Source organism: Romboutsia sp., assembly GCF_035470145.1.
Taxonomy (GTDB): domain Bacteria; phylum Bacillota; class Clostridia; order Peptostreptococcales; family Peptostreptococcaceae; genus Romboutsia_D.
Genome location: NZ_DATIRC010000165.1, coordinates 23,545 through 45,458, shown reverse-complemented (window position 1 = coordinate 45,458; position 21,914 = coordinate 23,545). Strand labels below are relative to the sequence as shown.

At 29.4% G+C, this 21,914-nt stretch carries 28 protein-coding genes; all 28 read left to right on the top strand.

The genetic code is table 11. The annotated features are described in order from the left end of the window. Positions 1–1,180, top strand: a 1,180-nt coding sequence (locus tag VLM92_RS06635; protein WP_325275560.1) for an acetate kinase, incomplete at its 5' end; no start/stop codon positions are given. A gap of 162 nt (positions 1,181–1,342) precedes the next feature. Then, the gene (locus tag VLM92_RS06630; protein WP_325275559.1) at positions 1,343–1,870 is read left to right on the top strand and encodes a DUF177 domain-containing protein; all 528 of its coding nucleotides are present in this window, start codon (positions 1,343–1,345) and stop codon (positions 1,868–1,870) included. Positions 1,871–1,883: 13 nt separating this feature from the next. After that, positions 1,884–2,060, top strand: coding sequence for a 50S ribosomal protein L32 (rpmF, locus tag VLM92_RS06625; protein ID WP_325275558.1), 177 nt, complete (start codon positions 1,884–1,886; stop codon positions 2,058–2,060). A gap of 200 nt (positions 2,061–2,260) precedes the next feature. After that, positions 2,261–2,818 (top strand): transcription factor FapR, encoded by a 558-nt coding sequence (gene fapR / locus VLM92_RS06620; protein WP_325275557.1) that lies wholly within the window; start codon positions 2,261–2,263, stop codon positions 2,816–2,818. An 11-nt stretch (positions 2,819–2,829) separates the two neighbouring features. Continuing rightward, positions 2,830–3,852: a phosphate acyltransferase PlsX gene (plsX, locus tag VLM92_RS06615; protein ID WP_325275556.1), complete on the top strand. Its 1,023-nt coding sequence runs from the start codon at positions 2,830–2,832 to the stop codon at positions 3,850–3,852. 32 nt (positions 3,853–3,884) lie between these two features. Continuing rightward, positions 3,885–4,844 (top strand): beta-ketoacyl-ACP synthase III, encoded by a 960-nt coding sequence (locus tag VLM92_RS06610; protein ID WP_325275555.1) that lies wholly within the window; start codon positions 3,885–3,887, stop codon positions 4,842–4,844. Continuing rightward, positions 4,837–5,766 (top strand): enoyl-[acyl-carrier-protein] reductase FabK, encoded by a 930-nt coding sequence (gene fabK, locus VLM92_RS06605; protein WP_325275554.1) that lies wholly within the window; start codon positions 4,837–4,839, stop codon positions 5,764–5,766. Before VLM92_RS06610 ends, fabK begins: the two co-directional genes overlap by 8 nt. Positions 5,767–5,781: 15 nt before the next feature. Further along, a complete protein-coding gene (gene fabD / locus VLM92_RS06600; protein WP_325275553.1) occupies positions 5,782–6,735 on the top strand; it encodes an ACP S-malonyltransferase in 954 nt (317 codons plus the stop codon). After that, a complete protein-coding gene (gene fabG / locus VLM92_RS06595) occupies positions 6,732–7,481 on the top strand; it encodes a 3-oxoacyl-[acyl-carrier-protein] reductase (protein ID WP_325275552.1) in 750 nt (249 codons plus the stop codon). The genes fabD and fabG overlap by 4 nt, the downstream gene beginning before the upstream one ends. Positions 7,482–7,610: 129 nt before the next feature. Beyond that, a complete protein-coding gene (gene acpP, locus VLM92_RS06590; RefSeq protein WP_325275551.1) occupies positions 7,611–7,835 on the top strand; it encodes an acyl carrier protein in 225 nt (74 codons plus the stop codon). 14 nt (positions 7,836–7,849) lie between these two features. Beyond that, on the top strand, positions 7,850–9,085 hold the full coding sequence (gene fabF, locus VLM92_RS06585; RefSeq protein WP_325275550.1) for a beta-ketoacyl-ACP synthase II: 1,236 nt from the start codon (positions 7,850–7,852) through the stop codon (positions 9,083–9,085). Between the two features lie 159 nt (positions 9,086–9,244). Then, on the top strand, positions 9,245–9,679 hold the full coding sequence (locus VLM92_RS06580) for a hypothetical protein (protein WP_325275549.1): 435 nt from the start codon (positions 9,245–9,247) through the stop codon (positions 9,677–9,679). Positions 9,680–9,775: 96 nt separating this feature from the next. Further along, entirely contained in the window at positions 9,776–10,744 is a 969-nt protein-coding gene (spoIIIAA, locus tag VLM92_RS06575) for a stage III sporulation protein AA (protein ID WP_325275548.1), read from the top strand. Further along, positions 10,734–11,255: a stage III sporulation protein AB gene (locus tag VLM92_RS06570; RefSeq protein WP_325275547.1), complete on the top strand. Its 522-nt coding sequence runs from the start codon at positions 10,734–10,736 to the stop codon at positions 11,253–11,255. The genes spoIIIAA and VLM92_RS06570 overlap by 11 nt, the downstream gene beginning before the upstream one ends. Positions 11,256–11,265: 10 nt before the next feature. Then, entirely contained in the window at positions 11,266–11,463 is a 198-nt protein-coding gene (spoIIIAC, locus tag VLM92_RS06565) for a stage III sporulation protein AC (protein WP_325275546.1), read from the top strand. A gap of 24 nt (positions 11,464–11,487) precedes the next feature. Beyond that, complete coding sequence (gene spoIIIAD / locus VLM92_RS06560; protein WP_325275562.1) at positions 11,488–11,865, top strand: stage III sporulation protein AD; 378 nt, start codon at positions 11,488–11,490, stop codon at positions 11,863–11,865. 14 nt (positions 11,866–11,879) lie between these two features. Further along, positions 11,880–13,067, top strand: a complete 1,188-nt coding sequence (gene spoIIIAE / locus VLM92_RS06555) for a stage III sporulation protein AE (protein ID WP_325275545.1) — start codon at positions 11,880–11,882, stop codon at positions 13,065–13,067. Between the two features lie 10 nt (positions 13,068–13,077). After that, on the top strand, positions 13,078–13,659 hold the full coding sequence (locus VLM92_RS06550; protein ID WP_325275544.1) for a stage III sporulation protein AF: 582 nt from the start codon (positions 13,078–13,080) through the stop codon (positions 13,657–13,659). A gap of 14 nt (positions 13,660–13,673) precedes the next feature. Next, positions 13,674–14,219 (top strand): stage III sporulation protein AG, encoded by a 546-nt coding sequence (locus VLM92_RS06545; protein ID WP_325275543.1) that lies wholly within the window; start codon positions 13,674–13,676, stop codon positions 14,217–14,219. A 25-nt stretch (positions 14,220–14,244) separates the two neighbouring features. Then, a complete protein-coding gene (locus VLM92_RS06540; RefSeq protein WP_325275542.1) occupies positions 14,245–14,883 on the top strand; it encodes a SpoIIIAH-like family protein in 639 nt (212 codons plus the stop codon). Positions 14,884–15,107: 224 nt separating this feature from the next. Continuing rightward, entirely contained in the window at positions 15,108–15,470 is a 363-nt protein-coding gene (locus VLM92_RS06535; RefSeq protein ID WP_325275541.1) for an Asp23/Gls24 family envelope stress response protein, read from the top strand. Between the two features lie 78 nt (positions 15,471–15,548). Beyond that, the gene (gene nusB, locus VLM92_RS06530) at positions 15,549–16,052 is read left to right on the top strand and encodes a transcription antitermination factor NusB (RefSeq protein WP_325275540.1); all 504 of its coding nucleotides are present in this window, start codon (positions 15,549–15,551) and stop codon (positions 16,050–16,052) included. Further along, positions 16,033–17,019, top strand: a complete 987-nt coding sequence (locus tag VLM92_RS06525; protein WP_325275539.1) for an O-sialoglycoprotein endopeptidase — start codon at positions 16,033–16,035, stop codon at positions 17,017–17,019. The genes nusB and VLM92_RS06525 overlap by 20 nt, the downstream gene beginning before the upstream one ends. Then, positions 16,991–18,196: an exodeoxyribonuclease VII large subunit gene (xseA, locus tag VLM92_RS06520; protein ID WP_325275538.1), complete on the top strand. Its 1,206-nt coding sequence runs from the start codon at positions 16,991–16,993 to the stop codon at positions 18,194–18,196. The genes VLM92_RS06525 and xseA overlap by 29 nt, the downstream gene beginning before the upstream one ends. A 2-nt stretch (positions 18,197–18,198) precedes the next feature. Beyond that, entirely contained in the window at positions 18,199–18,414 is a 216-nt protein-coding gene (gene xseB, locus VLM92_RS06515; protein WP_325275537.1) for an exodeoxyribonuclease VII small subunit, read from the top strand. Positions 18,415–18,416: 2 nt separating this feature from the next. Continuing rightward, a complete protein-coding gene (locus VLM92_RS06510; RefSeq protein WP_325275536.1) occupies positions 18,417–19,304 on the top strand; it encodes a farnesyl diphosphate synthase in 888 nt (295 codons plus the stop codon). 9 nt (positions 19,305–19,313) lie between these two features. After that, positions 19,314–19,751, top strand: coding sequence for a divergent PAP2 family protein (locus VLM92_RS06505; RefSeq protein WP_325275535.1), 438 nt, complete (start codon positions 19,314–19,316; stop codon positions 19,749–19,751). Between the two features lie 300 nt (positions 19,752–20,051). Beyond that, complete coding sequence (dxs, locus tag VLM92_RS06500) at positions 20,052–21,908, top strand: 1-deoxy-D-xylulose-5-phosphate synthase (protein WP_325275534.1); 1,857 nt, start codon at positions 20,052–20,054, stop codon at positions 21,906–21,908. Positions 21,909–21,914: the final 6 nt, after the last annotated feature.

Here is a 21,914-nt window from a genome sequence, read left to right as displayed (position 1 = left end):
AAACTGTGGTAGTTCTTCATTAAAATATCAATTAATAGATATGTCAAATGAAGAAGTTTTATGTATAGGATTAGTTGAAAGAATAGGTATAGAAGGTTCTATACTTAAGCAAGAAAAAGATGGTGTTGAAGGTAAATTAGTAGTAGAACAAGCAATGAAAAACCATCAAGATGCTATTAAGTTAGTATTAGACGCTGTTGTTGATCCTAAGTTTGGTGGAGTTAAAGAAATAAGCGAAGTAGAAGCTGTAGGACACAGAGTTGTTCACGGTGGAGAGAAGTTCGCAGGATCAGTTTTAATAACTGATGAAGTTAAGGCTGCTTTAGTTGAATGTACTGACTTAGCTCCTTTACACAACCCAGCTAACATAATGGGAATAGAAGCTTGTGAAGCTATACTTCCAGGTGTTCCAATGGTAGGAGTATTTGATACTGCTTTCCATCAAACAATGCCTAAATCATCTTACTTATATGGTTTACCTCATGAGTTATACACTAAATATGGTGTAAGAAGATACGGATTCCACGGAACTTCTCACAAGTATGTATCTCAAAGAGCTGCTGCTATGTTAGGAAAGAACATAGAAGATACTAAGATAATAACTTGTCACTTAGGAAATGGAGCTTCTATAGCTGCTGTTAATGGTGGAAAATGTGTAGATACATCTATGGGATTCACTCCATTAGAAGGATTAGTAATGGGTACTAGATGTGGAGATATAGATGCTGCTATATTACCATTCTTAATGGAAAAAGAAGGATTAGATGCTAAAGGATTAAGTGATTTAATGAATAAAAAGTCAGGTGTATACGGAATGACTGGTATATCAAGTGACTTTAGAGATATAGAAGGAGCAGCTGAAAAAGGTGATGAGAAAGCTCAAGTTGCTTTAGATGCTTATGTTCAAAAAGTTAAGAAATATATAGGATCTTATACTGCAGAAATGAATGGCGTTGATGCTGTTGTATTCACTGCTGGTGTAGGTGAAAATGGTATAGAAATAAGAGAAGAAATAGCTTCTAACATGGAATTCTTAGGAATGAAGTTAGATAAAGAAGCTAATAAGGTTAGAGGTAAAGAAAGAGTAATATCTGCAGAAGACTCTAAAGTTAAAGTATTATTAATACCAACTAATGAAGAGTTAATGATAGCTAGAGATACACTAGCTTTAGTAAAATAATTAAAAATGGATATAATATAGTTAAGGTAGGGTAAAACCTACCTTAACTTATGTCTAATATGTATATTAGATTTTATTCCAAAAATATCTATCAAGTAAAAATACTTGACAAACAAAGACCAAATTTGTATAATAAATTGGTAATGTATTGAGGTGAATTTAATGCAAATCAGTCTAGATAGATTAATTAGAAGAGAAACTGACAAAATAGACTTGAATTTTTGTCAAAAAGTTGATACTATTAATTATTGTGATAAGAATTACAAATTAGCTTCACCAATAAGTATAAACGGTAAAATCTCAACTACTAAAAGTGGTTTTTACTTAGATGTAGACGTAGAATTTACACTTCTTGATAATTGTTCAAGATGCTTAGAAGAGGTAGAAGTGCCAATAGAATATTCTATACAAGGTTTTTTAGTTAAAGAAGACTTTGACGAAGATAGTTTTGAAGATGATGATGCATTTATCTATGATGGACAAGAACTAAATATTATAAACATAATAGAGCAGACATTAGACTTCAAAATGCCAGCAAGAGTTCTTTGTGATGAAAATTGCAAAGGTCTTTGCCAAGGATGCGGAGCAAACTTAAATAAAGAAGATTGTTCTTGCAATGAAATCGCGAACGACGAGGAGATTATAGATCCCCGTTTTGCTAAATTAAAAGATATATTTAAAAACGACTAAGGAGGTGGCGTAAATGGCAGTACCAAAGCGTAAAACATCTAAATCAAAAACAAAAATGAGAAGAGCAGCTAACTCAAAAATGGTAGCAACTGGATTTGTAAGTTGCCCACAATGTCATGAGCCAAAATTACCACATAGAGTATGTCCAGACTGTGGATATTATAAAGGTAAAGAAGTTGTATCTAACTAATAACTTCTAAAAACATGTAGATTACTCTACATGTTTTTTTTGTTTAAAAGGGAAAATAATAGATAATTAAAAATAAATAAAATATTTTACTCAATATCGATTCTAAAAAATAATAATAAAAGTATTGATAATTTTATTATGATATTATATACTACTATTAGTAGCTGGTACTAATTACAGCTATAAAATCTGGAGGTAATATGAAAAAGAAAAGTAAAGCCAAAAGACAAAACGAACTTATTGAAATGCTACAGGCTGACCCTTTCTATACAGATGAAGAACTAGCTAGTTTATTCCAAGTAAGTATTCAAACAATAAGACTAGATAGAATGAGTTTAAATATACCTGAATTAAGAGAAAGAGTTAAGTCAATAGCAGAAACAGAAAGTTTAAAAGTTAAAACTTTAGGAGTTAAGGAAATTACAGGCGAGATAATTGACTTATCAGTAGGGCAACTAGGAATATCTATGTTAGAAATTACAGAGGACATGCTTTACTCTAAAACTAATACTTTAAAGGATACATATATATTTTCTCTAGCAGACTCATTAGCTATGGCTATAATAGATGCGCCAAAGGTAATTATGAGATTTGCAAATGTAAAATGCTTGAAATTAATACAACAAAGAGATAGGCTTATAGCAAAAGCTGAAATTTATAAAAAAGCAGATAAGAAGCACTATATAAAAGTTGTTGTTAATAATAAAGCACAAGAACAAATATTTAGAGGGAAATTCATATTTGAAGAATTAGACTAGGAGGAGAAGTTATGAGAATAGTAATAGATGGTATGGGTGGAGATAATGCACCTAAATCTAACGTAGAGGGTGCTATAAGTGCCATAAAAGAATACAATGTTGATTTAATAATCACTGGAGATAAAGATGTATTAGAAAAGGAATTTTCTAATTATGAATTTGATAGAAGTAAATTAGAAATAGTTCATACTACCGAAATTATACAAAATGAGGATAAACCTGTAAAAGCTATTAAATCTAAAAAAGATTCATCTATGGTTGTTGCTTTAAGACTTGTAAAAGAGGGTAAAGCAGATGCAGTTATATCAGCTGGCAACACAGGAGCATTACTTGCAGGAGGACTATTCGTAGTAGGTAGGATAAAAGGTATAGATAGACCTTGTTTATGCCCTGCTATACCTAATGTAAAAAGAGGAATGACTCTTATAGCAGATGGTGGAGCTAATGCAGATTGTAAACCTAGAAATCTAGTAGAATTTGCAGCAATGAGTAATATATATGCAAAAAAAGTTTTAGGTATAGAAAGTCCGAAAGTAGCATTAGCGAATGTAGGTATAGAAGAAGGTAAAGGAAATGATTTAGCAAAAAAAGCTTATGAAGAGCTTAAACATATAGATTTGAATTTCATAGGAAATGTAGAAGCAAGAGATGTAATAAATGCATATACAGATATAATTGTTTGTGACGGGTTTACAGGAAACATATTGTTGAAATCGACAGAAGGTGTAGCCATGTCTGTTATGAGTTTATTAAAAGAAACATTTTTATCTAGCACAAAAGGAAAAATAGGTGCAATGCTTTTAAAAGATAATTTAATAAAGCTAAAAAGTTTTATGGATTATGCAGAATATGGAGGAGCACCACTTTTAGGAGTTAATGGCGGTGTTATAAAAGCACATGGAAGTTCTGACTCAAGAGCTATAAAAAATGCTATAAATCAAGGGATTAAATTTACAAAAGGAAATGTTGTTGATGATATAAAAGATTTTATAAAAACGGTTGAAGATAAAGAAGATAAAAAAGATGAAAAATAAAAATAGACTCGTTTTGGAGGTTTAAATTATATATGAACAAAAAAGCTGGGATATTAGGAGTAGGAAGTTATTTGCCAAATAAAATAGTAGATAATTTTTACTTTGAAAAGATAATGGATACAAGTGATGAGTGGATAAAAACTAGAACTGGAATAAGTGAAAGAAGAATGGTGGATGAGAATGAAACTACTTCAGATTTGTCTACAAAAGCAGCACTAAATGCAATAAAGTGCGCAAATTTAACTCCTCAGGATATAGACTTAATAATTGTAGCTACAGCAACTCCAGATATGGCATTTCCATCAACAGCATGTATAGTACAAGAAAACATAGGCGCGACTCATGCAGCTGCATTTGATATATCAGTAGCATGTTCAGGTTTTATATATGGGATTACTATAGCTAAACAATTTGTTGAAACTGAAATGTATAAAAATATTCTTGTAATAGGGGCAGAAGCTCTTTCAAGAGCCGTAGATTATAATGATAGATCTACTGCAATACTGTTTGGAGATGGTGCAGGTGCAGTTGTAATAGGAAATGTTGATGAAGGTGGAATATTATCTACATATTTAGGTTCTGATGGTAAAGGAAAAGACGTATTAACCCTACCAGTTGGAGATTCTATAAAAATGTCGGGAAGTGACGTATATAAGTTTGCAGTAAGAATAATGGGGGAAGCTTCATTAAAAGCCCTTCAAATGGCAAACTTAGATGCAACGGAAATAGACTGTCTTATACCACATCAAGCTAACATTAGAATAATAGAAGCATCAGCAAAAAGACTAAAATTAGATATGGATAAAGTTTATGTTAATCTAAACAAATACGGAAATATGTCAGCAGCATCAATTCCTGTTGCACTAGATGAAGCATACAGACAAGGAAAGATAAATAAAGGCGATAATGTAGTTTTAGTAGGATTTGGTGGCGGACTAACTTGGGGCGCTTCAGTAATAAATTGGAGTATACAAGGAGGAAAAAATGAATAAAGTTTGTGAATTGTTAAATATAAAATACCCAATAATTCAAGGCGGAATGGCTTGGGTAGCAAATTCTTCTTTAGCAAGTGCAGTTTCAAATGCAGGAGGTCTTGGTCTTATTGCGGGAGGAAATGCACCTAAGGAAATCATAAAAGAAGAGATACGTAAATGTAGAGAATTAACAGATAAGCCGTTTGGTGTAAATGTTATGCTATTATCTCCATTTGTAGATGAAATAATAGATTTGATAATAGAAGAAAAAATACCAGTAATAACAACTGGAGCAGGTAATCCTGCAAAGTATCTAGATAGATTAAAAGAAGCTGGAGTTAAAGTAATTCCAGTAGTACCAAGCATAGCTTTAGCTCAGAGAATGGAAAAATTAGGAGTAGATGCTATAATAGTGGAAGGTACAGAAGCTGGTGGGCACATAGGTGAGTTAACTACAATGGTACTTACTCCTCAAGTTGTTGATTCTGTTAAAATACCTGTAATAGCAGCAGGGGGAATTGCAGATGGAAGAGGAATTGTTGCAGCTTTTGCGCTAGGAGCAAAAGGTGTTCAAATAGGAACTAGATTTATATGTAGTGAAGAATGCAATGTACATGAAAATTATAAAAATATGGTTTTAAAATCTAAAGATAGAGATGCTATAGTAACTGGTAGAAGTACAGGACATCCAGTTAGAACCTTAAAAAACAAGTTAGCTAAAGAAATACTAAGCATGGAAAAAGAAGGTGTACCTTCAGAAGAAATAGATAAAAGAGGTATAGGTTCTTTAAGAGTAGCTACAGTAGACGGAGACATACATAATGGTTCTTTTATGGCAGGTCAGATAGCATCAATTATAAAAGACATAAAACCTTGTAAAGAAATTCTTGATGATATGGTAAGTCAAGCAAAAAATATAATGCCAAATATAGAGCTATAAACTAGGAGGTATTTTATGGGAAAGATAGCATTAGTATTTCCTGGCCAAGGAGCACAGTATGTAGGAATGGCGAAGGATATATATGAAAGTAATGAAACAGCTAAAAATATAATAGATAATGCTTGTAGTGTTTTAGATATGGATTTAAAAAATATAATGTTTGAAGGTAGCGATGAGGAGTTATCAAAAACAGAAAATACTCAACCTGCTATAGTAACTCATAGTATAGCAGTTTTAGAAGCTTTAAATGAAAAAATAGACTTAAAGTATGATGCATGTCTAGGGTTATCTCTAGGAGAATACAGTGCATTAGTTGCAGCAGATGCTATTGACTTTAAAGATGCTGTATCTTTAGTTAAAAAAAGAGGCAGATTTATGCAAGAAACTGTGCCGGTAGGTGAAGGTTCTATGGCGGCAATACTAGGGATGAATAGAGATAAGGTAGAAAATGTTATAAATAGTATAGATAGTGGTATTGTTGAAGTTGCAAATTATAACTCTCCAGGTCAGATAGTTATATCAGGAGAAAGTGATAAGATAGATGAAGCAATGGTAAAGTTAAAGGAAAATGGAGCTAAAAGAGCTGTTAAGTTAAATGTAAGTGGACCTTTCCATTCATCTATGCTGAAGGAAGCTGGAAATAAATTATCTAAGGAGTTAGATAAAGTTAGATTAAGTAAGCCTAAGGTATCAGTAGTTTCAAATGTTAATGCAAACTATTATGAAGATGAAGGAAAAGAGTTACTTATAAAGCAAGTTAGTTCTTCAGTACTTTGGGAAGATTCTATAGAAAGATTATTAGATGAAGGATATGATACTTTCATAGAAATAGGACCAGGAAAAACATTAAAAGGTTTCATAAAGAAAATATCTTCTAGTAAAAAAGTCGATGTGAAAATTTATAACATAGATGATACAAACTCATTAAATGAGTTTATAGAAAGTTACAGGAATGGAGAGATAGTATGATAAATTTAAATGGAAAAGTGGCTATAGTTACTGGAGGTTCTAGAGGCATAGGAAAAGAAGTAGCTAAGAAATTAGCAACACTTGGATCTAATTTAGTTATTAACTATACGTCAAAAGAAGAAGAAGCCTTAAAAACTAAAGCGGAAATAGAAGCTTTAGGAGTAAAATGTATAAGTTTAAAATGTGATGTATCAAAATCTGAAGAAGTTAATGAAATGGTAGATGTAGCAGTTAAAGAATTTGGTCAAATAGATATATTAGTAAATAATGCTGGTATAACTAAAGATGGTTTACTTATGAGAATGAAAGAAGAAGATTTTGATAAGGTTATAGAAATAAATTTAAAGGGTGTATTTAACTGCACTAAAGCGGTAATTAAGCCGATGATGAAGAAAAAATATGGAAAAATAATAAATATGGCTTCTGTAGTAGGGGTTATAGGAAATGCAGGTCAAGCTAATTATTGTGCATCAAAAGCTGGGGTAATAGGATTTACTAAGTCAGCAGCTAGAGAGTTAGCATCAAGAAATATAAATATAAATGCAATTGCACCAGGGTTTATAGATACAGATATGACTAAGGTATTAAGTGATGATGTAAAGCAAAGCATGTTAAATAACATTCCTAAAAATGTTTTTGGAAAGCCAGAAGATGTAGCTAATGTAGTAGCATTCCTAGCTAGCGATATGTCAAATTATGTTACAGGTCAAGTTATAAACGTAGATGGTGGAATGGTAATGCAATAAAAATAACTTAAGTTTAAAAATTATTACTCTTATAAGCTTAAAGAGAAATAATTATATAAATATATATTTTTAAATTTTAAAAACAAATTAAAACTATAAAATTAATTGAAAATTCAGGAGGAAATAAATATGTTTAATCAAGTTGTAGAAATAGTAAGAGAGCAATTAAGTGTTGAGGATAAAGAAATAACAATGGAAACTTCTTTAATGAAGGATTTAGAAGCTGATTCATTAGATGCAGTAGAAATAATAATGGCATTAGAAGATGAGTTCAATGTTGAAATACCAGATACTGAAGCTGAAAACTTTAAATGCATAGGTGATATAGTTAAATATATAGAAGCTAATAAATAGTGGAGGTATTCTCTATGAAAAAGAGAGTTGTAATAACAGGTCTTGGGTGTGTTACACCTGTAGGAAATGGAAAAGAAGAATTTTGGAATAATATTAAATCAGGCGTGTGTGGAATAGATACCGTAACTAAATTTGATGCGAGTACTTTCCAAACACAAGTAGCTGGAGAAGTTAAAAACTTTAATGGCGAAGACTATATAAATAAAAAAGAACTTAAAAGATTAGATAAATTTGCTCAATACGCAGTAGTTTCTGCAAAAATGGCAGTAGAAGATGCTAACCTTGATTTAGATTCTATTGATAAAGAACGTATGGGAGTTATAGTAGGTACAGGTATAGGTGGAGTTGAAAGTATAGAAGAACAACACACGATACTTTTAAACAAAGGAAATAAAAGAGTAAGCCCATTCTTTGTTCCTATGATGATAGGAAATATGGCAGCTGGTCAAGTTTCTATATTTTTAGGAGCTAAAGGACCTAATACTAATGTATGTACTGCTTGCGCATCGGGTACACACTCAATAGGAGATGCTTTCAAGCTTATCCAAAGAGGAGATGCTAGTGTTATGGTGGCTGGAGGTAGTGAAGCGGCAGTAACACCTCTTGCATTTTCAGGATTCTGTAATATGAAGGCGATGTCTACTAGAAATGATGACCCTAAAACTGCATCAAGACCATTTGATAAAGACAGAGATGGATTTGTAATGGGAGAAGGTGCTGGAATAGTTATACTAGAAGAATTAGAGCATGCATTAAATAGAAATGCTAAAATATATGCAGAAGTAGTAGGATATGGTTTAACAGCAGATGCTTATCATATGACTACACCAGCAGAAGGTGGAGAAGGTGGAGCTCGTGCTATGAAAATGGCATTAGAAGATGGTAATGTACCTTTAGATGAAGTGGATTATATAAATGCACATGGAACATCTACACCATATAATGATAGATTCGAAACTCAAGCTATAAAAAAAGTTTTTGGTGATAAAGCATATGATTTATGTGTTTCATCTACAAAATCTATGACAGGACATTTATTAGGTGCAGCAGGAGCTGTTGAAGCAGTAGTTTGTGCTATGAGTATAAATGATAACTTTATACCTCCAACTATAAATGTTCAAGAAGTTGAGGAAGGTCTAGACTTAGATTATGTATTAGATAATGGTAGAGAAAAAGAAGTTAGATATGCAATGTCAAATTCTTTAGGATTTGGCGGTCATAATGCAACTATAGTATTAAAAAAATATTAGTTTTATAAAATAACCTTTCTATTTATAGAAAGGTTATTTTAATTTAGCTAAAAAGTAACTTATTATATTAAAATTGAATAAATTAATAATAAATGTTTAGTGAGTTATATTTAAAGGTATAATTATAATTAATAAAATTTAAAAATGGAGATGACATAAATGGAAGTGTTTGTACCTAGATGTTATAAGAAAAACTTATTAGTAATAGCGGGGATAGTATGGATTATGGCAGGAACTATGGTTTCTAAGTTAGGAATTGAAGTTTTTTTTAATGGAGATGATTATATATTCAGTTCTTTGATAGTAGGCATTATAGTATTTTCTATATTTTTCAAGTTTATATTCAAGAAAATGGTTAAAAAACATAGAAATAGAATATTAAATAAAGAGAAAGAAAAGTTATGTGTATTTTCTTTCTTTGATGTTAAGAGTTATATAATAATGTTTTTTATGATGGGATTAGGTATAACAATCAGATCGATACCATCGATTAATCCTATTTGTTGGGCACCTGTATATATAGGTATAGGTAGTGCGTTGTTTTTAGCTGGATGTTTATTTATTATAGAATGGATAAAATGGGAACTAAATTAATTATGAAAAAAAGAAGTCGGATGACTTCTTTTTTTTGTAATATTTTTCATATTTAATTAATAGAATATTTATATAAACAAAGGAGGAGGACAAGGTATGAATAAGCTTAGTGAGGAAATAATTAACTCATTATCAGTTAATTTAAGAGAAAAAATTAAAAAAATTTCAATGGATAATATAAATATAGAAGAAATTAGACTTCGTTCTCAAAAGCCACTTATATTAAATGCAAATAATAAAGATTATTTTTACAATCTAAATTCAAACAAACTAGACATAAAAATGGATAATTCATATATAGTCAGCAAAGAAGATGTAGAACAAACTTTCCAAATAATATGCAAATACTCAATCCACTCATTTATGGATGACATTAAAAAAGGATTTATAACTCTTAGAGGGGGACATAGAGTAGGATTGGTTGGTAAAGCCATTGTAGAAGATGGACAAGTTAAAAATATAAAACATATATCCTCATTAAATATAAGGGTTTCTAGAGAAATAATAGGCTGTTCAAATAAAGTTTTACCTCACATAATAAAAGGGGACAACCAAGTAAATAACACTTTAATAATTTCTCCACCACAATGTGGTAAAACAACTTTAATTAGAGATATAGTAAGAAATTTAAGCAATGGAAATGAAGAATATGGATTTAAAGGAATAAAAATAGCTTTGATAGATGAACGTAATGAAATTTCAGGATCTTATTTAGGTTCACCTCAAATGGATGTAGGAATAAGAACGGACATAATAGAAACGTGTCCAAAAGACTTAGGTATTATGATGCTTTTAAGATCTATGTCACCAAATCTTATAGTAACAGATGAAATAGGTAGTATAGACGAAATAAAAGCTTTGTATACGGCTTTAAATGGCGGTGTAAGCTTGATTACAACTGTACATGGGGATTCTATTGAAGATATTAAAAATAGAAAGGAACTAAGCCAATTATTAGACAAAGATTTATTTAAAAAAGTGATAATATTATCGGCTAAAAAAGGACCTGGAACAATAGAAAAAATATATGATTTAGAAGAAAAGAGATGGTATTTTGCAAATTAAAATAATTATAGTAGGAATTTTAGTAGCTTGTAGCTATTTAATAGGAGAATATATTTATAAAGCTTATACAAATAGGCATAAACAAGTTAATGATCTCATAAGAATATTAGAGATAGTAAGGATGGATTTATCCTTTGGAATGTATACTTTAGAAGAAATTTTCAAAAGAGTTGGAGATAAAACAGAATATTGTACCTCTAACTTTTTTAAGAAAATAGAAGACGAGCTACATAACAATCAAGCTAAAGTTTTAGGTGAAATTTTAAATGACAATATAGAGATATTAACAAAAGAAACTTATTTACAAAATAAGGAGGTTGATGAGCTAAGGAAACTTATACTTACTTTAGGAAAAAGTGATATAGAATCGCAAGCAAGAATGATTGACTTATCTATTGAAAATCTCAAAAAACTAACAAGTGAAACACAAGATGATATAAATAAAAAAGGCAGAGTTTATAAAAAATTATCTACAGTTATAGGACTAGTAATAGGAATAATTTTGATATAGGAGGATGAATATGGATATATCATTAATAATAAAAGTTGCAGGTATAGGAATATTAATATCAGTACTTAATATGCTTTTAGAAAAAACTGATAGAAAAGATTGGGCAGCATTAACAACATTAGCAGGAGTAATAATAGTTTTAGGTATGGTATTAACAGAAATAAGTGATTTATTTAATACAGTAAGAACAATGTTTCAACTTTACTAAAGAGGGGGCGATATCTTGGAAGTAATGCAATTAGTAGGGATTGCAATAATCTCAACAACACTCTGTTTAGTAATAAAAAAAGACAGACCAGAAATAGCAATGTTTATAGCAATGCTTACAGGAATAACGATACTATTATCAGTAATATTTAAGTTAAATTTTATAGTAGAAAGTATACAAAGTTTAGCCCAAAAAGCTAATATACCTTCTATGTACATAACACTCATAATAAAATTAATTGGGATAGCATATCTTATGGAATTTGCTATACAGCTTTGTAAAGACTGTGGGGAAGGAAATATAGCTTCTAAACTAGAGTTTGGAGGTAAAATAATAGTTATGACAATGTCATTCCCTATACTTTTATCCATAGTAGAAATGATAATAAATATTATCCCATAGGAGAATGATTACGTATGAAAAAAAAAATTGTAGGAATTATGATAACTTTATTGTTAGTATTAGGATCTTTCGTAGTGTGCTTTGGTAACGATGATAAAGAAAGTGAAGGCTACGATGAAACTAAGAAGAATATAAATAGCTATATAGACAGTCAATTAGAGAAAATAGATATAGACGAGATGCAAGGATTTATAAAAGAATCTTCAGCATTACAGGATATAAACTTAAAAACATTTATAAAAGAACTTATTAGTGGAGAAAAAAACATATTAGATTTATTTAACAAAGAAGGTATAAAACTTATACTCTTTGATGAAGTTAAATCTAGCCTAAAGGTAGCAGCAATAATCTTTGTTTTAGCACTTTTATCATCAGTATTAAAAAGCCTAGACAATTCATTTTCATCAGGAGCAGTAAGTCAAATAACCACTTACATAATATTTATAACGATGGTATCACTAACACTTGTTGGATTTAAGGATGTATTAGAAATATGTAATACGACTATAGATTCTACAGTAGGTTTGATGCAAGTAATAATGCCAATATTAATAACACTATTGGTATTAATAGGTTTTCCAATCACGTCGACAGTATTAAATCCAATATTTATAGGTGGAGTAACATTTATAAATGTTGTATTTAAAAAATTTCTATTTGTATCAATTGCAGTTGCATTTGCTATATTAGTCATAAATAATTTATCAAAAAATATCAAATTAAAAAAACTATCATCATTTATAAAACAAATAAATTTAGTATCTTTAGGAGCTATGTTTACTATTTATCTAGGACTTGTATCTATGCAAGGGTTATATGTAAAAAGTATTGATAATTTTACTGTGAAAACAGCTAAATTTGCAATAGGTAATTTTATTCCAGTAGTAGGAGGATTTGTATCAGATTCTGTTGATATACTACTATCATCATCACAGCTTATAAAAGGAGTATTCGGTGGTATAGGACTTGTTTTATTAGTAGGAATATGTTTAATACCTGTTATAAAAATTTTATCTATAATAGTTGTGTATAAGGTATCAGCAATAGTTGTAGAGCCTATTGGAGAAGAAAGTATATCTAGCTTTTTAAATGAGGTTGCAAATTTAATGGTAATAATGCTTGCGTGCATAATAGCAATAACAATAATGTTCTTTGTAACAGTGGCAATAGTAACATCAATAAGTGTAGTCGCTCAAGGATAAGAGGTGTGATATGTTAGATAATATAAAAATGTGGATTGTAACTATATTAGTAGGAGCATTTATAGTTAATATAGTTGATATGATTTTGCCTTCATCCAAAATAAAACCGTACATAAATCTTGTACTTAACTTCATATTTGTATTTATTGTGTTAACTCCTGTTATAAGCTTATTTTCAAGTGACATGAGCCTTGAGGACACTATATTAAAATCAATGGGAAGATATAATAAGGAATATGTAGATAGTATAAATGAATTATCAGATAAGACTGGTAATAATAGCTTAACAAAAGGATATGAAAAAGGGCTACAAGATGTATTGAATTTAAAATTAGATGAGTATGGTTATGAACTAGAAAAAATAGAATTTAACGGATCAGAGATAGGAAATATAAAAGTTAAAGAAAAAAATAGTAATAAAGATGAAAAAGAGGACATACAATCTAATAAAAAAGAAAACGTTGAACAAGTATTCAAAGAAAAAAATGATAAACAAAAATCAGAACATGAGCTGAATATAAGTAAGAATAAGCTTAAAGAAGATCTAGTTAAGATATTAGATGTATCAATCGAAACTATAGAAATTGATTAATAGGAGTGGAGTAAATGTTTAAAAACTTAAATGAAAAAGATAAGAAAAAGATATACTCACTATTATCGTTAGGAGTGGTTTGTACAATAGCTCTTATAGTAATGCCAAGCTTCTCTAAAGAAGAAAGTGAAACAGAAAAAAAATCAAATGTTGATAATCAAGCACAAATAGCAAAAGAAAACAGGGAGTACTCTTTAGAAGAAAAACTTAAAAACATCTTATCACAAATTGATGGAGCTGGAGAGTTAGATGTAATGATAACATTTGAGTCAAGCGAAGAAATACAGCCAGCATTCAATACTAATTCAACAACAGAAAAAACAGAAGAAAAAGATCCAAAAGGTGGAGAAAGAACTATTACAACAGCAAGTGAAAATAGAACTATGATAACATCAAGTTCAAGTGATCCTATAGTAATAAAAACTAATGAAGCAAAAATTAAGGGTGTAATAGTAGTGGCAAGTGGAGCTAGTGATCCGCATGTTAAAGAAACTTTATACAGTGCAGTACAAACAGCACTTCAGATATCAGGACATCAAGTAGAGATATATAGCAAATAATTATATTAAACTTGGGGGGATAAAAATGAAATTTAATTATAAGGGAAGAGGATTTGTAGTATTAAGCTTAGCGGCAATGTTAGTAGTAGTGGGAACTGTAAATTATAAATTAAGTGAAAAGTCAGCTATAGAAACAGGGAAAGAATTAAAAGCATATGAACAAGCTCAGATGGAGAAGAATGAGGATAAAAAAGAAGCTGGTAAAGATGGAGAAATAGAAGTTGTTGATAGTAAGAGTAGTGATATTGATGAAAAAGTAACGGAAACTAGTAAAGAAATAAAAAATCAATTAACTTCAGAAAAAAACATGAAAAAAGCTACATACATACTAGATATGAAAATGACTAGAGAAAAACAAAGAAATGAGTTAACTCAAGATTTGAATGAAATGATAAATAATCCATCTACATCAGAAGAATCTAGAAAAGAAGCATCTTCTATGAAATTACAATTAGTCAAAGATCAAGAAACAGAACTTAAGATAGAAAATCTTTTAAGTACAAAAGGATTTGAAGATGCACTAGTTTACATAAGTAATGGTAGTGTAAATGTAGTAGTAAATGAAGGTGAATTAGAAAAGGCGGATGCTGCAAAGATATTTGATTTAGTAGCAGAACAAGCAAAAGTAAAGTATGAAGATATAAAATTAATGAATAATAATTAAGTTAATGTAACAATGCAATTAAATAAAATAAATATTAAAAATATATTTTGATATACTATAAATAGTTGATTAAAATATATAAGGATTGGATAATATTTAATATAAGTCAGTTTTTCATTAAACCTCAGAGACTAACTGAGGTTATTTTCTTGCAAAGTTCTTCTGTATTTGGTATTATTATAATTATAAAAATAGTTCCTTAAAATAAGGGGGTAGAATTTATCATGGAAAATAATAATTTTGGACAAGTGAAAATATCTAATGATGTAATAGCTACTATAGCAGGACTTGCAGCATTAGAAGTTGAAGGTGTAGAAACAAATACAACATTCACGGATAAATTACTTAAAAACAACGGCGTGAAAATACAAATAGAAGAAGAGGAAGTTAACTTAGATGTAATGGTTATGATAGAGTACGGAGTATCTATACCAGATATAGCTTTTAAAATTCAGGAAAATGTAAAAAATACTGTTGAAACAATGACAGGATTAAACGTTTCTCAAGTGAATATACATGTTCAAGGAATCAGCTTTAAAAAAGAAAAAGCTGAGAAGGAAGAAGCTAAACAAATCAAAAAAAGTTAATATGCACCCTCTGAAAAATCAGAGGGTTTTTTCTTGCTTAATGTGCGCATAATAGGAATTGAAGGAGGATTACAGCCAATGAAGAACGATAAAGCAAAAAAAGTAACTAGCAGAGAGTATATGATGAAATTAATATACCAATCGGATGTAAATAAAGAAGATATGCAAGGGAAATTAGATGAATTTTTAAATAATAACTTTGAATATATAGCTAATAGATATGAGGAGCTTAGACTGCAATTCTCGAACAATCCAGAAATAGAACTTGGTAATCTGGAAATGGATGATGTTGTAGATAAAGAGTATATGAATAAAATTTGTAATTGTCTAAAGTTAAATTCAGATAAAATAAATGAACTAATCAATAAGTATGCAAAAAATTGGACTATAGAGAGAATGCCAAAGGTAGACTTATCTATATTGAAATTATCTATATGTGAAATACTTTTTGTAGAAGAAATACCTAATAAGGTTTCTATAAATGAAGCTGTAGAAATTGCAAAAATATACTGTGATGATAAAACTCCTAAATTTATAAATGGAATATTAGGAAGCGTAGTTAATGAGCTTTCAGGAAAATAATATAATAATCGGAATAGATACTAGCTGCTATACAACCTCTATAGCAGCTATATCTTTAGGTAAAAAAATTATATTTAATAAAAAAATAATGCTTGAGGTAAAAAAAAATAGTAACGGTTTAAGGCAAAGTGAAGCCGTTTTTCAACATGTGAAGAATTTAGGAGAAATAGATAACGAAATAAAAGACATTATAAAATACTATAATGTAAAAGCAATATGTGTATCAAAAAAACCAAGGCCAATTAAAGATTCATACATGCCAGTATTTACAGTGGGATATAATTTTGCAAAGTTTTCTTCAACTATGATGAAGTGTGAGTTATATGAAACTACTCATCAAGAAAATCATATAGAAGCAAGTCTTTTGACTAACAACATAAAAAATAAAGAAGAGTTTATATCTGTTCATATGTCAGGGGGTACAACTGAAATCCTTTTATGTAAAAAAGATAAAAATAAACTAGACTATAGTGTAGAAATAGTTGGAGGAAGCAAAGATATAAGCTTTGGACAACTTATAGATAGAATTGGAGTAAAAATGGGATACAACTTTCCAGCAGGTAAATATATAGATGAAAATGCTATAAAATGTACTACAAAAATAGCGCAAGGATTAAAGACATCTGTTAAAGAAGGATATATGAATTTATCAGGATTAGAAAATCAAATTGATAAAATTTTAAATAAAGAAAGCAAAGAATATATTTGTAAATTAGTTTTAGATTCAATTGTTAGAAATATGATCAAATCAATTGTGTATATAAGTAGAAAGTACAATATTGATGAAGTTGTATTTGCAGGAGGAGTATCTGCAAGTAAATATATATCAAATGAATTAGTATTAAAATTAAGAAAATATGAAATAAATGCTTATTTTACCAATCCTGAATACTGTACAGATAATGCAGTAGGATGTGCCATAATAGGAGTGAATAAATTTGAAAATAAGAGCTTTAAACATAAGTGAAGCAAATTCATATATAAAAAGAATCTTAAGTAATGATCCTATATTATATAATTTAAAGGTTAAAGGTGAAATATCCAACTTTAAAGTACACAGTAGTGGAACTGTATATTTATCCTTAAAAGACGAAAATTCTAAAATTAACTGTGTTATTTTTAAAAATAACTATAATAAAGAATTGAAATTGTATGATGGAGTTAAAGTTATAGCAGATGGATATATATCTGTTTATGAAAGAGATGGATCATATCAATTGTATATAAATTCAATAGAGATAGAAGGAATAGGAAATTTATATATAGAGTTTAATAAACTAAAAGAGAAATTAAGTAAAGAGGGTTTATTTGATGCTAAGTATAAAAAACCGATACCTAAAATGCCTCAAGCTATTGGTGTCATAACTTCTCAAACAGGGGCTGTCATAAGGGACATAATAAATGTTATAAAAAGAAGATATCCTAAAATAAATATAAAGCTATATTCGGTAACTGTTCAAGGAACAAATTCGAAGTATGATCTATGTGAAGGTATTAAATTTTTTAATGAACAAAATAATGTAGATACTATAATAGTTGGTAGAGGTGGAGGGTCTATAGAAGAACTTTGGTCTTTTAATGAGGAAATAGTAGCCAGAGCTGTTTTTAAATCTAATATACCTATAATATCTGCAGTAGGTCATGAAACAGATTTTACTATTTGTGACTTTGTAGCAGACATGCGAGCACCAACACCTTCAGCAGCTGCAGAAATAGCAACTCCATCATTAGAAGACGTTAATTATAAATTAGAAAACATATTAAATAGAATGAATAAATCATTAACAAATGTGTTACAAGTTAATGAACATAAACTAAATTCAGTATTTGATAAAATAAATAATTACCTAGGTGCATACACAATAAGAGATAAAATTATACAATTAGACAAAATATATGATAAAATAACTTCTGAGGTAGAAAATAATATAAGTATGGAAAAAGAAAAACTTTTAGGTAGAGGAACTATACTACATAATCTAAGTCCACTAGCTACAATAGATAGAGGGTATAGTATAGTTCAAAAGAATCGAGAAGTAATAAATAGTGTCAAAGATTTAAAATTTAAAGATAATATAGATATAGTACTAAAAGATGGAAATATTGAATGTAGTGTAGAAAAAATCAAAAATAAAGAGGTATAAATATGAATTTAACATATGAAGAAGCCTATAAAAAATTAGAAAATATATTAGAAAAGCTAGAATCTAAAAGTACTAGCTTAGATGAATCTTTAAGTTTATATGAAGAAGGAATAAGTCTTTACAAACATTGCAATAAACTTTTAGAAAATGCTCAATTAAAAATAAGTAAATTTAATCAATTAGGTATAGAAGAAGAATTAAGCATAAGGGAGGAATAAAAGTGGAATTTAAAGCAGTATTGAAGGAAAAAGCAAGCTATGTAGAAGCATTATTAAATAAGTATATGCCAAAAGAAGAGGGATACCAAAAGACTATAATGGAAGCTATGAATTATAGTCTAAGTGCAGGTGGTAAAAGATTAAGACCTATATTAACACTAGAAGCATGTAAAATAGTAGGTGGGAATGAAAGTGATGTAATACCTTTTGCAGTGGCTATAGAAATGATACACACATATTCTTTAATACATGATGATTTGCCAGCACTTGATAATGATGATTTGAGAAGAGGAAGAAAAACTAATCATATAGTATATGGAGAGGATATGGCTATACTTGCTGGAGATGCTCTTTTAAACTATGCTTTTGAAGTTATGCTTTCAAATTCTTTAGGAAAAGAAAATCCAGAAAAATATTTAATAGCGATAAATGAAATAGCAAAATCTGCAGGTGTATATGGTATGATAGGAGGACAAGTTGTAGATGTCCAAAGTGAAAATCAACAAATATCTAAAGATAAACTAGATTATATACACAATAATAAAACTGCTGCAATTATAATTGGGTGTATGAGAGCGGGTGCTATAATTGGAAATGCTAGTAAAGAGCATTTAGACGAAATAACAAAATATGCAAAAAATATAGGTCTATCTTTCCAAATAGTAGACGACATACTAGATATAGTAGGAGATGAATCTAAATTAGGGAAAAAGGTAGGGAGCGATATAGAGAACAATAAATCTACATATCCCTCTTTATTAGGCTTAGAAAAATCTAAAGAAATTGCAAATCAATTAATAGATGAGGCTAAAGAAAGTATAAAAAAACTTTCTGATGATGTTGAGTTTTTAAATGGATTGGCTGACTATATAATAGCTAGAGAATATTAAGGAGGAGCAATGAACGTTTTTTTGGAAGTTTTTAGCAACGGAGTTTTAGGAATAAGTATCTTTGCTTGTTTCTTAGCACAATTTATAAAAATATTTACTGGAAGATATAAGAAATTAGAGTTAGCGAGAATATTTACTTCTGGTGGAATGCCAAGTTCTCATAGTTCTTTTGTCACAAGCCTAGCAACTCTAGTTGGACTTGAAAGAGGATTTGATTCAATTGATTTTGCAATAGTATGTGTATTTGCATTAATAATAATGTATGATGCAACGGGCGTTAGACGAGCGGTAGGTAAGCAGGCTGCTATAATAAACCAAATGTTAGACGATTTACACAACAAAAAGCATATAGAACAAAAAAAACTAAAAGAATTAATAGGGCATACCCCAAAGGAAGTTTTATTTGGTGCAATACTAGGAATTACAATTGCGATAATTTTAGCATAAATTGAAAAAGAATGTAGTATATGATATAATTTTTATTTATCAAAGTATTATAAAAGTTAGTACTCATTGATAACTTCTATTTTAGAAACAAAATAAGCTAAACGAATATCTTATAATTTTAAACTAATAAATTAAATTTTAAGCGACTATGTCGATGATATGAGAGAAGCAAATGTTTTAATGTAGTTATAAAATGAATATAACTTAGTCAATACTAAGGTATATTCATTTTTTATATTAAAATAATAGTTTTATAAATTAGAATAAATAAAAATTTACTGAACAAAAGGTGAGGATAATATGTATAAATATTTAGATAAAGTAAATTCTCCTAAAGATATAAAAAGCATGAATACTGAAGAAATAGATATGTTAGCAAAAGACATAAGGAAATTTTTAGTAAGAACTGTTTCTCAAACAGGAGGACATTTAGCATCTAACTTAGGTGTAGTAGAATTAACATTAGCACTACATAAAGTATTTGAGAGTCCTAAAGATAAAATAGTATGGGATGTAGGACATCAATCTTATGTACATAAAATAATTACAGGAAGAAAAAATGATTTTATATCTTTAAGACAATTTAATGGATTAAGTGGATTTCCAAAGGAGAATGAAAGTCCTCATGATATATTTGATACAGGTCATAGCAGTACATCTATTTCAGTGGCACAAGGCATTGCTTGTGCAAGAGATATAAAAAAAGAAGATGGTAGTGTTATAGCAGTAATCGGAGATGGATCTATGACTGGAGGAATGGCTCTTGAAGCTTTAAATCATCTAGGTTATACAAACACAGACATGATAGTTATTCTTAATGATAATGAAATGTCTATAGATAAAAATGTTGGCGGTATGTCTAGACACTTGTCTAGTATAATAAGAAATTCAACAGCAAATAAGGTTAAAGATGAAGTAGAAAAAATATTAAGTGTAGCGCCAGGTGGAAACTTAATATCAAAAACAGCAAATAAGGTTAAAGATAGCATTATGAGCAAATTTACACCTCAAGAATGTGCATTCTTTGATTCTATAGGAATAAAATACTATGGTCCAATAGATGGTCATGATATTAAAGAATTAATAGAAATGCTGAATAAAACAAAAAATAAAAAGGGTCCCATATTATTACATGTAATAACTAAAAAAGGAAAGGGATATAGATACGCAGAAAATGAACCACATAAATATCATGGTGTATCAAAATTTGATATAAAAGAAGGTGTAAAAAGTTCATGTAGTAAATCTATATCAGCAGCAGTAGGAGAAAAACTTGTTTCAATGGCAGATAAAGATAATAGAGTTGTAGCTATAACTGCAGCCATGCCATCGGGAACAGGATTAAATATATTTGAACAAGCTTATCCAAATAGATATTATGATGTAGGAATAGCTGAACAACACGCTACTACATTTGCAGCAGGATTAGCTAAAAACGGAATGAAGCCATATTTTGCTGTATATTCATCATTCTTACAAAGAGGATATGACCAAATTATACATGATGTTTGTATAACTAAAAAACCAGTAACATTCCTTATTGATAGAGCAGGTATTGTTGGTAATGATGGAGAAACACATCATGGTATGTTTGACTTAAGTTATTTAAATTCAATACCTAATATAGTAGTTATGGCCCCTAAAGATAGTAAAGAGCTAAACTTAATGATGGATTTATCTTTAAATTTAGATACACCGGTAGCTATAAGATATCCGAGAGGAAATAGCTACTATTTAGAAATAGGTGAATATGAACCTATAAAATTAGGTAGCTATGAAATTTTATCAAGTGGTGAAGATACAGTTATTTTAGCGATAGGAAATATGGTAAAACATGCAATGGAAGCTAAGGAAATTTTATTAAGCTACAATATAAACCCAACAGTAGTTAATGCTAGATTTTTAAAGCCTATAGATGAAAGTTTATTAAATGATTTATTTAGAAAATATAAAAATGTAGTTACGGTAGAAGATAATGTTGTAACCGGTGGATTCGGAAGTAGAATAAATAAATTTATAATCGATAATAATTATAATATAAAAATAACGAATATAGCTCTTCCAGAGGAATTCGTATCTCATGGAAATGCAGATGAGATATATGAAGATATAGGCTTATCACCAAGTAAAATAGCAGATAAAATAAAAAGTTTATAAACTAGA